The sequence below is a fragment of the Streptomyces sp. NPDC000410 genome (assembly GCF_040300305.1).
GTDB lineage: Bacteria > Actinomycetota > Actinomycetes > Streptomycetales > Streptomycetaceae > Streptomyces.
This window is the reverse complement of record NZ_JBEPDM010000006.1, coordinates 182948-194692: the sequence shown is the minus strand read 5'-3', so window position 1 is coordinate 194692 and position 11745 is coordinate 182948. Positions and strand designations below refer to the sequence as shown.

10 protein-coding genes and 1 pseudogene are annotated in these 11745 nt (G+C 71.3%); 4 read left to right on the top strand and 7 right to left on the bottom strand.

The annotated features are described in order from the left end of the window. The 5 genes from pcaB to ABT342_RS10750 are packed head-to-tail and all read right to left on the bottom strand — an operon-like array spanning window position 1 to window position 4266. On the bottom strand, window positions 1–1431 hold the full coding sequence (pcaB, locus tag ABT342_RS10770; protein WP_351570169.1) for a 3-carboxy-cis,cis-muconate cycloisomerase: 1431 nt from the start codon (window positions 1429–1431) through the stop codon (window positions 1–3). After that, a complete protein-coding gene (gene pcaG / locus ABT342_RS10765; RefSeq protein WP_351570166.1) occupies window positions 1428–2036 on the bottom strand; it encodes a protocatechuate 3,4-dioxygenase subunit alpha in 609 nt (202 codons plus the stop codon). The genes pcaB and pcaG overlap by 4 nt, the downstream gene beginning before the upstream one ends. Window position 2037: 1 nt before the next feature. Continuing rightward, entirely contained in the window at window positions 2038–2811 is a 774-nt protein-coding gene (gene pcaH / locus ABT342_RS10760; RefSeq protein WP_351570163.1) for a protocatechuate 3,4-dioxygenase subunit beta, read from the bottom strand. A 40-nt stretch (window positions 2812–2851) separates the two neighbouring features. After that, window positions 2852–3517: a CoA transferase subunit B gene (locus ABT342_RS10755; protein WP_351570160.1), complete on the bottom strand. Its 666-nt coding sequence runs from the start codon at window positions 3515–3517 to the stop codon at window positions 2852–2854. Next, window positions 3514–4266 carry a CoA transferase subunit A gene (locus ABT342_RS10750; RefSeq protein ID WP_351570157.1) on the bottom strand — a complete coding sequence of 251 codons (753 nt, stop codon included), beginning with the start codon at window positions 4264–4266 and terminating at the stop codon, window positions 3514–3516. Before ABT342_RS10750 ends, ABT342_RS10755 begins: the two co-directional genes overlap by 4 nt. Before the next feature lie 130 nt (window positions 4267–4396). Here ABT342_RS10750 and ABT342_RS10745 point away from each other — a divergent pair, with 130 nt between their 5' ends. Then, window positions 4397–4858 (top strand): MarR family winged helix-turn-helix transcriptional regulator, encoded by a 462-nt coding sequence (locus ABT342_RS10745; protein WP_351570154.1) that lies wholly within the window; start codon window positions 4397–4399, stop codon window positions 4856–4858. A gap of 145 nt (window positions 4859–5003) precedes the next feature. On the opposite strand, the gene ABT342_RS10740 is transcribed toward ABT342_RS10745, so the two are convergent. After that, the gene (locus ABT342_RS10740; RefSeq protein WP_351570151.1) at window positions 5004–6620 is read right to left on the bottom strand and encodes an ADP-ribosyltransferase domain-containing protein; all 1617 of its coding nucleotides are present in this window, start codon (window positions 6618–6620) and stop codon (window positions 5004–5006) included. A 310-nt stretch (window positions 6621–6930) separates the two neighbouring features. Between ABT342_RS10740 and ABT342_RS10735 the strand changes: the two genes are divergently transcribed. The 3 genes and pseudogenes from ABT342_RS10735 (at window position 6931) to ABT342_RS10725 (ending at window position 10695) form a co-directional block, all read left to right on the top strand. Next, entirely contained in the window at window positions 6931–7608 is a 678-nt protein-coding gene (locus tag ABT342_RS10735) for a macro domain-containing protein (RefSeq protein WP_351570147.1), read from the top strand. Window positions 7609–7786: 178 nt separating this feature from the next. Continuing rightward, a pseudogene (locus tag ABT342_RS10730) lies at window positions 7787–10127 on the top strand (molybdopterin cofactor-binding domain-containing protein). 91 nt (window positions 10128–10218) lie between these two features. Then, window positions 10219–10695 carry a (2Fe-2S)-binding protein gene (locus tag ABT342_RS10725; RefSeq protein ID WP_351570144.1) on the top strand — a complete coding sequence of 159 codons (477 nt, stop codon included), beginning with the start codon at window positions 10219–10221 and terminating at the stop codon, window positions 10693–10695. Window positions 10696–10726: 31 nt separating this feature from the next. Here the strand turns inward: ABT342_RS10725 and ABT342_RS10720 are convergent, their stop codons facing one another. Further along, the gene (locus ABT342_RS10720; protein ID WP_351570141.1) at window positions 10727–11653 is read right to left on the bottom strand and encodes a helix-turn-helix domain-containing protein; all 927 of its coding nucleotides are present in this window, start codon (window positions 11651–11653) and stop codon (window positions 10727–10729) included. Window positions 11654–11745 lie beyond the last annotated feature (92 nt).

Here is an 11745-nt window from a genome sequence, read left to right as displayed (position 1 = left end):
TCAGTACCGGCTGAGGGCGCGGTCGGTGAGCGCCCCGGCGGCGCCGGTGTAGTGGGTGGGGTCGGTGAGGGCGTCCAGGTCGAGATCCTTCAGGGCGGGGTCCACGGCCAGGGCATCGGCCAGGACGCCGGCCGGTCCGGCGCCCGTCGTACGGGCCGTGCGTGCCGCGTCCGTCAGCAGCCGCGTGGCGCGCTCGCGGTCCGTTCGGGCGGCGAGCAGCGCGGTCAGCCGTTCCGAGACGATCAGCCCCCCGGTCAGGTCCAGGTGCTCACGCATCCGCGCGGGGTGCACCCGCAGGCCTGTGACCAGTTCCGCCGCGTCCCGGGCCGCTCCCCCGACCTGCCGGAGCAGGTCCCGCAGGGGCTCCCACTCCGCGTGCCACGCTCCGGCGGGCCGCTCGTCCTCGGCCGCGACGGCGCCGTACAGCACGGCGGCCGCCGCCGGCGCCCTGCGCGCGGCGGCGGCGATGAGCGTGGCCCGTACCGGATTCGCCTTGTGCGGCATGGCGGACGACCCTCCACCGCTGCCCTCGCTCAGCTCACCGATCTCGGTACGGGAGAGTACGAGCACGTCGGCGGCGAGCTTCCCGAGCGCTCCCGCGGTGAAGGCGAGCGCACCGGCCAGGTCGGCGACGGGGGTGCGCAGGGTGTGCCAGGGCAGGGCGGGTTCGGCGAGGGCGAGTTCGCGGGCGTACGCGCTGACGAGCCGTACGCCGGTACCGGCCGCCTCCGCGTACGCGTCGAAGGCCGCCAGTGTGCCTGCCGCGCCGCCCAGTTGGACGGGCAGTGAGTCCCGTACGGCCGTCAGCCGGTCACGCGCGTCCAGTACCAGGCTCCGCCAGCCCGCCGCCTTCAGCCCGAAGGTCGTCGGGACGGCGTGCTGGGTGAGGGTGCGGCCCGGCATGGGGGTGTCACGGTGCTCCGCGGCGAGACGGGCCAGGGCGTGGGCCGTACGGTCCAGGTCGTCGAGGACCGGTGCCGCCGTCCGGGCGGCGACCAGCATCGCCGCCGTGTCGAGGATGTCCTGGCTGGTGGCCCCGCGATGGACGTACGGCGCGTACGCCTCGGGCAGCGCGGCCGTGAGATCGGCGACCAGGGGGATGACCGGGTTGCCGCCACGGCGTGCCCGCAGCGCCAGGTCGCGCAGGTCGAACCGGTCGGCGCGGGCGGCGCCGGTGACGGCGTCGGCGGCCTGCGCGGGAGCCAGGCCGAGCGCGGCCTGGGCCCGGGTGAGTGCGGCCTCGGCATCCAGCATCGCCTGAAGGAACGCGACGTCGGAGGTGGCGGCCTCGGCGACCGACCCGGCCCGGCCGGGGGCGAGCAGTCCGACGTCGCGACCGTCGTAGGGTGCGGCGGATCCGTCGTCGTACGGTGCGGCGGCACCGGCGTCACGGGCCCTGCACGGCCCGGCGGAACCGGCGTCGTCTCTCATACGAACTCCAGGAACACGGTCTCCGCCTCGCCCTGCAGCCGGATGTCGAAGCGATAGCCCGCTCGCGGCTCCGCGGCCGCCACCAGCGTCGCGCGCCGCTCGGGCGGGAGCGAGGCCAGCAGCGGGTCGGCGGCCAACGTGTCGCCCGGCTCGGGCAGATAGACCCGGGTGAACAGGTGGTGGAGCAGGCCTCTGGCAAAGACGCAGACGCTGAGGTACGGGGCGTTGCCGCCACGGGCGCCGGGGCGCAGCGTGCGTACCGACCAGTGGCCGTCCGAGTCGGTGGGGACGCGGCAGAAGCCGGTGAAGTCGCCGACCGGGCCGGCGAAGCCGCCGGTCACCGGGTCGCGGCGCAACGATCCTGCGGCACTGGGCAGTTGACCTTCGGGGCCGGGGCCCCAGAACTCCAGGAGCGCGTCAGGGACGGGCGCGCCCCTCCCGTCCGACACGCGGCCGTGGACGGTGATCGCGTCGGGATGGCCTGCCGGGGCCGTCTCCGCGCCGCCGGGGAACGGCAGGGCGTATCCGTAGAAGGGCCCCACGGTGTGGGAGGGCGTGGGAAGCACAGGGGAGGTCGGGGTCGTGGAGGTCGTGGAGGTCGTCATATCAGCGGCCTTCCTCGATCCAGGTGGCGGCGGGACCGTCGAGCACGATGTCCCAACGGTAGCCGAGGGACCGTTCCGGCTTCGACAGGTCGTGGTCGTACGCGGCGACCAGCCGCCCGCGCGCGGCGTCGTCGGTGACGGACTGGAGGATGGGGTCGTGGGCGAGGAGCGGGTCGCCCGGGAAGTACATCTGCGTGATCAGCCGCTGAGTGAAGGCGGCTCCGAAGAACGAGAAGTGGATGTGCGCGGGCCGCCAGGCGTTGGTGTGGTTCCGCCACGGATAGGCGCCGGGCTTGATCGTGGTGAAGGTGTAGCCGCCGTCGTCGCCGGTCAACGTCCTTCCCGCACCGGTGAAGTGGGGGTCGAGCGGCGCGGGGTGCTGATCGTGCCCGTGGGCGTACCGGCCGGATGCGTTGGCCTGCCAGATCTCGATCAGCTGGCCCCGGACGGGCCGGCCGGCACGGTCGAGGACCCGGCCGCTGACTGTGATCCGCTCGCCGAGCGGCTCGCCGTGGTGGTGACGGGTGAGGTCGTTGTCGAGCTCGGTGATGTCGGTTTCACCGAAGGCGGGCGAGGCCAGCTCGACGGCCTCGGGGTTCTGGCGTGCCCCGAGGGAAACCAGGGCCTGCTTGGGGTGACGCAGCGCGCTGGAGCGGTACGGGGCGTAGTCCCGCGCCGGGTGATGGGCGCGCGGGGCTCCTGCCGCGACGGACTTCTCGTACGCCTCGCGCAGCCGCTCCATCTCGCGGTCGATGTCGTTCTGAGTGGGTGTCATGAGCCGGTGAACTCCCCTGTCCTGGAGCCTGTCCGGTGGATCAGGCCGGACCGCGGCCTGATGAGCGGGCTCCTTCCGCGATGATCAGCTTCGCCGCCGTCCGCGACACGATCTCGTCGGCCGATACGCCCGGCGCGCGCTCCACCAGCACCAGCCCCTCCTCGGTGACGTCCAGTACGCCGAGGTCCGTGATGATCCGGTCGACGCAGCGGCGGCCGGTGAGCGGCAGGTCGCACTCCTCGACGATCTTCGGGCTGCCGTCCTTGGTGGTGTGGGTCATCGTCACGATGACCCGGCGCGCCCCCCGCACGAGGTCCATGGCGCCGCCGATGCCGGTGACCAGCTTGCCGGGGACGGCCCAGTTGGCCAGGTCGCCGGAGGCCGAGACCTGCATGGCACCGAGTACGGCGACATCGATGTGGCCGCCGCGGATCATCCCGAAGGACAGCGCCGAGTCGAAGAAGGAGGCGCCGGGCAGCACGGTGACGGTCTCCTTGCCCGCGTTGATCAGGTCGGGGTCGACCTCGTCCTCGTAGGGGAAGGGACCAGTGCCGAGGATGCCGTTCTCCGATTCGAGGACGACGTGCACGCCCTCGGGGAGGTGGCCCGGGATCAGGGTCGGCAGTCCGATGCCGAGGTTGACGTACTCGCCGTCGCGCAGTTGGGCGGCCGCGCGGGCAGCCATGTCGTCCCGGCTCCAGCTCATCGGGTCGTCCTCTTCTCGATCCGCTTGTCGGCGGCCTGCTCCGGCGTGAGCGCGACGACCCGCTGAACGAAGATGCCCGGCAGATGGACGTGGTCGGGGTCGATCTCGCCGGGCTCGACCAGCTCCTCCACCTCGGCGACGGTGATCCTGCCCGCCATGGCCGCCAGGGGGTTGAAGTTCCGGGCGGCTTTGGCGAAGACGAGGTTGCCGTGCCGGTCGCCCTTCGCGGCCCGTACGAGCGCGAAGTCGGTGCGTATCCCCCGCTCGAGGACGTACTCCTCACCGTCGAACTCCCTTACCTCCTTGGGTGGTGAGGCCAGCGCGACCGCCCCCTGCCCGTCGTACCGCCAGGGCAGCCCGCCCTCGGCGACCTGGGTGCCGACCCCGGCCGGGGTGTAGAAGGCGGGGATGCCGCAGCCGCCCGCGCGCAGCCGCTCGGCAAGCGTGCCCTGCGGGATCAGTTCGACTTCCAGTTCACCGGCGAGGTACTGGCGGGCGAACTCCTTGTTGGCGCCGATGTAGGAGCCGGTGACGCGGGCGATCCGGCCGGCGGCGAGCAGGACGGCCAGACCGGAGTCCATCGCGCCGCAGTTGTTCGACACGATGCCGAGGCCGCGGGCCCCGGTCGCGTACACCGCCTGGATCAGCACGTTCGGCACTCCGCCGAGACCGAAACCGCCGACCGCGAGCGACGTGCCGTCGCGGACACCGGCCACGGCCTCGGCGGCCGAGGAGACCACTTTGTCCATCCGTCCGCTCCTCCCTCTCCCCCGAGATACTCAGTACACTGACTATCTGTTGCAGGGCTGGAAGCGTGACATCATGGCAGTTCCGGGTCAAGACCCTCAGTGCAAGGACGATCTGCCGAAAGGACGTACCGTGCCCGCGCTCGACCTCGGCACCCATCCCGGCCATCTGGCCCGGCGCCTCCAGCAGGCGCATACCCTGCTGTGGAGCACGCTCGTCTCGGAGGAGGTCACCTCCCCGCAGTTCGCCGTGCTCAACACCCTGGTCGGCGAGGACGGTCTGGACCAGCGCACCGTGGGCGAGCGGGTCGGTCTCGACCGGTCCACCATCGCCGAGGTGGTCCGCCGCCTGGTCGGCCGCGGCCTGGTCGACAAGGTCCGCGACGCGAAGGACGGTCGCCGGTCCGTCCTTCGCGCCACCGAGAAGGGCGCGCGGGTGCACCGCAAGCTGTCCGGCCGGACCGCTCGCATGAACCAGATCTTCCTCGCGCCGCTGGACCCCCAGGAGCAGTCCACGTTCCTGGAGTTGCTGCGGCGGGTCGCCGACGCGGCCGAGGGGCTGCGCAACCCCACCGTGCATCGACGCCGGCACTGAGCAGCGGAGTGGCGCTCAGCCCCCTCGCACCGAGCGCCGTCACGGCCACGGCGAGCGCCGATCCGGCGTGGTCGACGGCGTCGTCCTCGGCGAGGGTCACGACGACGGCGGTCAGCGCGATCGCACCAGCCGTACGGGCGCTTGCTCAGGACACGAGGGGCTGCTCCTCCAGTTCGGTCAGCCTCACGGTGCACAAGCCGCCGCGCTCGGTCTTCACGTCCGTCACCTTGAGCTGCGTGCCCGGCGCGAGGATGAACTCCTCCTCGTCCGTGAACGCCGAGAAGTCACGGATGCCCACCGCCCGTACGGGGACCACCTCGAACAGCGTCCGCTTGCCACGGCTGCCGAGGAAGGCCCGCGCCACGCCGAGCTTGGGCGTGCACGAGGACACGCCCCACCAGGTCACGGTCCGGCCGAGCGGGTACTGCGCGCGAAGGTCCAGCGACACGCCGCGCCACAGCGGTTCCGTACGGGCGGGCAGACCCGACACCGCGGAGAACAGCAGCCGGAGGTACGGGAGGTACGGGACGGCCCTGGACCGGTCCGGGGAGCGCAGGACGGCGTTGATCTCCCGGTAGAACGCGGACTCGCAGGTGTAGAGGTGGAGCGCGGCGATCGCGTCGGCGGACAGGCCGCCGACCGCTTCGTCCGCCCGCCTCTTGCCGAACTCGTGCGACCGGGTGACATGCCGGTCGAGCCCGGACAGCAGCCGGCCGACCGGGGCGACGGCGTCGTGGAAGCTCATGAGCGGCGTGTCGAACACACCGGTGATCTCCGGAAGGACGAGGCCCTCGTCCTTGACGCTCGCGAGCCGCTCGAGATACAGCTGGTGCAACTCCATGGTGGACGCGATGAAAGCGCCCATGCGTTCGGCGACGTCGCCGTCCGCGCCACCGGTCTCCGCGGACGGCTTGTTCCACCCCTTGCTCGGCAGCCAGTCGATCTCGTCGGTGCCCAGCGACGCCAGCGCCTCGTTCACCATCGCGAAGTGGTCGCCCTCGCAGAAGATGTCTCCCTGCGCCGCGGGGTTGGGGTGGTCGATGTGCCGGACCTCGACCTCGGGATACTTCTTCTGGAGCCGGAGGACGACCTTCTTCAGGTTGCGCGCATGGGCCCCCCACCACGCGAAGACGACACCGCGGTCCTCCTCGTCGGCGTCCTGCTTGGCCTTGAGGATCTCCTCGACGATCCGCTCGGCGACCGGACGCCAGAACACGGTGTGCCGGTCGCTCCCCCGGGCGTCGTCGGTGCCGGCGGTGAGCGCCGCGTTCAGCAGCAGCACGCCCTGGGTGAGCATCGCCTGGAACCACTCCGGCGGCTGGACGGTGTCCCGCTCCTTCAGGAGCGCACGGATGTCGGCGATCGGGGTCTTCTTGGGGATGCCGTACTTCCACATCGCCGCCGCCTTGATGATGCAGCGTATGCTCACGACCCGGCCGAACTGGCTGTCCTTCCAGTCGTGGAAGGTGTTGTCGAACATGGCGATGCCGGTGGCGCTCTCGGGCCGCGGGTACGGGTTCTGGCCGAAGACGACGACCTTCCACTTGTGCGGCGGGTTGGGCTTGAGCGCCTGGAAGGTCAGTTCGCGAACGGGAACGACGTCCGGCCCGCGCCCAGGGCCGATGAACGTGGCCGCGTCCGGCTGGGCCTCGATGACCGGCTTCAACAGCGGAAGCCACGGTTCGCCGCCGCCCTTGAACAGTTCCGAGAGGGCCAGCGGGTCGTTCGGGTCGGGCTGGGCCTGCGTGTTGGCATCGCTCATGTGTGGTGGCACTCCGAGAGATCACACCATGCCGACAAGGGCATGGCTGGCGAGGTTGTCGATGTGTGGTCGCTGTCCACGCGAAAGCCGTGAACCGACGAAACGGACCCGGAAAACCATGCGGCGGGGCTGGTGGGGGCACACGTCGCCGAGGGCTTGATCAGCGGGAATCCGGCGGCAGGCTAACACCGGACCGGTGCCCTGGCAATCGTGACGGTCAGTCACCGATGCGAGCTGACGGGGCCGTTGTCAGTGGGTCCCGGTAGCGTCGTGATCGGTGGGAAGACCTCTTGTCGACGGGAGTCGAATCATGACCATGAACCGTGTGCAGCCGCAGCTCAGGGTGGTACTGACGGACATCAACACGCAGGTGGTGGAGTCGTGGCGGGCGGCGTTCGCCGACACTCCGGAGATCGAGATCCGCAAGGGTTCAATCCTCGACGAGAAGGTCGATGCCTGGGTCAGCCCGACCAATTCCCGGGGCCGGATGGACGGCGGCCTCGACGCGATCGTCAAGCGGCACCTCGGCGCGGGCATCCAGCTTCGCGTACAGCGGGCGATCCGCGACCGGTTCGCGGGCAGTCTGCCGGTCGGCAGCGCGGTGTGCGTTCCCTCCGGGGCGGTCGAACCGAAGTTCCTGATCTCGACGCCGACGATGGAAACGTCCTCGCAGAACGTGAGTGAGACGCTGAACGTCGCCCTGGCGTGCGCTGCCGCGTTCCAGGCGATCCACCAGCAGAACCAGGAGCGGCCGGGCAGCATCGAGTCCGTGGCGCTGGTCGGTATGGGCGCGCGGACCGGCCGGGTGCCGGCACGGGTGTGCGCCAACCTGATGTGGACGGGCTACACGTTGTTCAACGACTACACCTTCGAGGACTACGACGACCTGCGCGCCACTATCGTGGCGCAACTCGACGACATCGAGAACGCGCCCGCCGAGAAGCGGATACGCATCGCGCCGCCCGAGCGCGCCGCCTCCCGTCGCTGACCGAGGCCTGTCGCTGACCGAGGCCTGTCGGTCCTGGGCTTCCGCCCGCCGTGAGAGCTGTGCCCGCTGAGGTTCGGCGTCCGTGTTCTGGCGCACCTGCGGTGGGGTGTGGTCCACTCCGCTTCGGGCCGGAGTGCGATCCGTGTCCGCCGGGCCCGGGGAGTCGAGAGGACAGCTGATGGGAGCTCACAGCGGCGCACAGGACCCGGAGGCGGGCGGCGGGCCGGGCGGGATGGGACGGCGGCGGTTCCTGGGGTACGTCCTGGCAGGATCGACGCTGACGGTGGCCGCGCACGTCGGCGAGGCGGTCCTGGCCCCCTCCCAGGCGACCGCGAAGACCCCCGCGCTCGTCCCGTCCGTGCCGGGCCCGTCCGAGATCTACGATCTCAACGACATGCTGACCCACGCCGCCCTGCCGACGGCGAACTTGATCAGCATCCGGATCGATGCGGACGGCACGGCGTCCCTGGCCCTGCCCCGGGCCGAGGTCGGGCAGGGCATCACCACCTCCAGCGCGATGCTGATCGCCGAGGAGCTGGACCTGCCGCTCGACAAGGTCCGGGTGACGCTCGCCGACGCACGGCCGGAGCTCCTGTTCAACCAGCTCACCGGTGGTTCCAACACCACCATCTCGACCTTCACCCCGATCCGGGTGGCGGCGGCCATCGCCCGTGGCCGCTTGCTGGAGGCCGCGGCCCTGGAGCTGGGGGAGGCGATCGGCACCCTCACCGCCGCTGCCGGGGTCATCACGTCGGCGACCGGGCGGCGCCGCACCTACGGCGAGCTGGCGGTCAAGGCCGCCGGTGTGGCGACCAGCCGGGTCTCCGTCATGCTCAAGGAACCCTCCGAGTTCACGGTCATCGGGACCGGGCAGCGCAGGATCGACGCGCTGGACGCGGTGACGGGCCGCAAGACGTTCGCGATGGATGTGCGGGTGCCGGACGCGCTGCCGACGATGGTGTGCCGACCGCCGACCATCAACGGCACGATCCGCTCGGTGCGGAACCTGGACGCGGTGCGAGCCATGCCCGGCATCACCCATGCGGTACGGATCTCCACCGGTGTCGCCGTCCGGGGCCGCACCTTCGGCCAGTGCATCGACGCGATCCGTGCCCTGCAGGTCGACTGGGGGCCGGGAACGGCGGCACACCACCGTTCTGCAGAAGCTGCGACGCGCCGAACTTCCTCTGGTCGTACCACCGTTGCCGTTGCTCACCAAGGCGGTCGACGCCCGCTTCACCTTCCATTTCGCCAGCAACAGCGCTCTGGAGACCAACTGCGCGATCGCGGACGTCCGAGCCGACTCGGCCGAGATCTGGGCGAGTCTGAAGTCGCCGATCGTCGCCCAGGAGCAGATCGCCCTCCGGCTCGGCCTTCCGCCCACCGCCGTGAAGGTCCATGTCACCCAGGGCGGCGGCTCGTTCGGACGCAAGCTCTTCCACGACGCCGCCGCCGAGGCCGCCGAGGCCTCACACGCGATGGGCAAGCCGGTGAAGCTGATGTGGCACCGGACCGATGACTTCCGTCAGGGCCGTACGCACCCGATGTCGACCTCCAGGGTCCGGGCCACGTACGCGCTCGGTGAGGTCCTCACGTACGAGCAGCGCCACACGTCCGTCGCCACCGACTTCGGACACGGGCTGGGCGAGATCATCACCTCCGAGGCGGCCCGGCTGCCCGTGGGCGACCTGGCCTTCTCCGAGACGATCTTCCAGCTCACCCAGCAGAGCCCGTACCACTTCGGTGTCACCACCCAGCTGCTCGGCGAGACCGACAAGGGGTTCAACACCGGTTCCATGCGGGGCATCTACTCCCCCAACGTGCGCTGCGCGCAGGAGCTCGTGGTCGACGAGCTGGCCAAGCGCATGGGCAAGGACGCCTACGCGTTCCGCCGGCAGTTCCTCAAGGACGAGCGGGCCCGTGCCGTTCTCGACAAGGTCGCCGAGGTGGGCGGCTGGGGGCGTGCCATGCCGGCCGGCATGGCACAAGGCATCGCGCTCCACCCCGAGTACCACGCCTTCGTGGCCGTGCTCGCGGAGATCGACTGCCGGCCGGAGACGACCGGACGGAAGATCCGCGACGCGTACACGGGACCGCGCGTCACGAAGGTCGTCTGCGCCGTCGACACCGGTCTCGCCGTCAACCCGCGCGGTCTGGAGGCGCAGATGACGGGCGGCATCATCGACGGCATCGCCCTCACCCTGACCTCGGGACTCCACCTGAAGGACGGGCATTTCCTCGAGAGCAGCTGGGACAACTACTTCTACACCCGGCAGTGGAACACCCCGCCGGAGGTCGAGATCGTCGTGATGCCGCCGACCACCGGCAAGCCGGGCGGCGCCGGGGAACTGGCGGTGGCCGCCGCGATGGCCGCCGTGGCCTGCGCCTACGGCCGCGCCACCGGCTCCATGCCGACGGCCTTCCCGATCAACCACGGCGAGCCGCTGAGCTTCGCACCACTGCCCACCACCCCTCCGATCCCCGCCTCGCCCACCGACGGCCTCGACCGCGCGCGCTAGACCGCGTCCGCCGGAACGAACCCGCCGGACCGAACCCGCCAGGCCGAACGCCAGACCGAACCCGCTGGTCCGCGCCCGCTAGGAGCCATCCGTGCCGCACCACACCTTCATCCTCAACGGCAAGCCGGTGACCGTCGACATCGAGGGCGATGTCCGGCTGCTGTGGGTGCTCCGGGACGTCCTGGGCGTCACCGGTCCTAAGTACGGCTGCGGGGTCGGTGTCTGCCGGTCCTGCACGAGCCACATCAACGGCAAGGCGTTCACCCCCTGCACCGTTCCGGTCGAGGACATCGGACCGGCGGACGAGGTGACCACCATCGAGGGCCTGCCCGCCACGGTCGGCAAGGAGCTGCACCCGATGCAGGAGGCCTGGCTGGAGTACGACGTCGTCCAGTGCGGCTACTGCCAGCCCGGCCAGATCATGGCCGCGGTCGCCAAGGTCCGGGAGGCACGCGAGGCGGGCCGGGAGATCACCGAGGCCGACCTCGACGAGCTCCGCAACATCTGCCGGTGCGGCACCTACAACCGTATCCGCGAGGCCGTGGCCGAGGGTGCGACGAAGTTCTAGGGGTGTCTGGTGGATCAGGCCGACGGTGACATCAGCGGCTGCCGGCGGCCGTGGCCAGCCGGGCGAGGGCGGCGGCCTCCCGGGTGCCCTCCTCGGCGCTGAACACGTGCACCACCAGGCCCGTCTCGCCGGGCGACGCAGGCACGTGCAACGTCTCGAAGTCCAGGGTGAGCAGCCCGGCCACCGGGTGCCGCAGCCGCTTGCGTCCCGCCACGCACATCACGACCTCGCCGGTGGCCCAGATCCGCCGGAACTCGGAGCTGCGCGAGGACAGTTCGGTGATGAGCGCGGCCAGTTCGGCGTCGTCGGGATAGCGTCCCGCGGCGACCCTCAGCTGGCCCACGACCTCTGCCGCGCGCGCCTCCCAGTCGGGGTGGACGTCGCGGGAGGCGGGGTCGAGGAAGAGGTATCTGGCGTTGTTCCGGTCACGGCGGCCCGGGTCGGCCAGGCCGCCGACCAGTTCGGCGCCCGGGGCGTTCCAGGCCACCACGTCGAGGCGGTGGTTCGTCGCGAAGGCCGGGAAGTGGGTCATGGCGTCCAGCATCCGCTGGAGCAGCGGGCTGACGCGGGCCCTGGGGGCGGGGCCGCGCCTGGCGCCGGCCAGGGTGGCGAGGTGTCCGCGCTCCGCCTCGTCGAGGCCGAGTGCCGTGGCGAGCGCGTCGAGCACCTCGGAGGACGGCTGCGTGGCCCGGCCCTGTTCGAGACGTACGTAGTAGTCCACGCTGATCCCGGCGAGCTGGGCCAACTCCTCGCGGCGCAGCCCGCGCACGCGGCGGCGGCCACCGCCGACGAGCCCGACGTGCTCCGGGGCGACGCGGCCCCGGCGGGCGCGCAGGAAGCCGCCGAGCGCCCGCCGGGTGTCATCGACCCCGTCGATGCGGTCGGCCCCGTCGATGCGGCCGACGCGACCGATGCGGCCTGATCCGTCTGTGCGCCCGATGCGTTCCACGCCCTCCATGCGTTCAAGTATGCGTGGCCCTCGCAGTACCAGGATCGCCGGTCCGCCGGTTGAACAGGGTGCTGGCTGCCCGGCCGCGCCCGGGAGAACGT

Bases quoted from the DNA above. Each gene is read 5' to 3' on its own strand.
- pcaB (WP_351570169.1), bottom strand. From the start codon at position 1,431: ATGAGAGACGACGCCGGTTCCGCCGGGCCGTGCAGGGCCCGTGACGCC.
- pcaG (WP_351570166.1), bottom strand. From the start codon at position 2,036: ATGACGACCTCCACGACCTCCACGACCCCGACCTCCCCTGTGCTTCCC.
- pcaH (WP_351570163.1), bottom strand. From the start codon at position 2,811: ATGACACCCACTCAGAACGACATCGACCGCGAGATGGAGCGGCTGCGC.
- ABT342_RS10755 (WP_351570160.1), bottom strand. From the start codon at position 3,517: ATGAGCTGGAGCCGGGACGACATGGCTGCCCGCGCGGCCGCCCAACTG.
- ABT342_RS10750 (WP_351570157.1), bottom strand. From the start codon at position 4,266: ATGGACAAAGTGGTCTCCTCGGCCGCCGAGGCCGTGGCCGGTGTCCGC.
- ABT342_RS10740 (WP_351570151.1), bottom strand. From the start codon at position 6,620: ATGAGCGATGCCAACACGCAGGCCCAGCCCGACCCGAACGACCCGCTG.
- ABT342_RS10735 (WP_351570147.1), top strand. From the start codon at position 6,931: ATGACCATGAACCGTGTGCAGCCGCAGCTCAGGGTGGTACTGACGGAC.
- ABT342_RS10720 (WP_351570141.1), bottom strand. From the start codon at position 11,653: ATGGAGGGCGTGGAACGCATCGGGCGCACAGACGGATCAGGCCGCATC.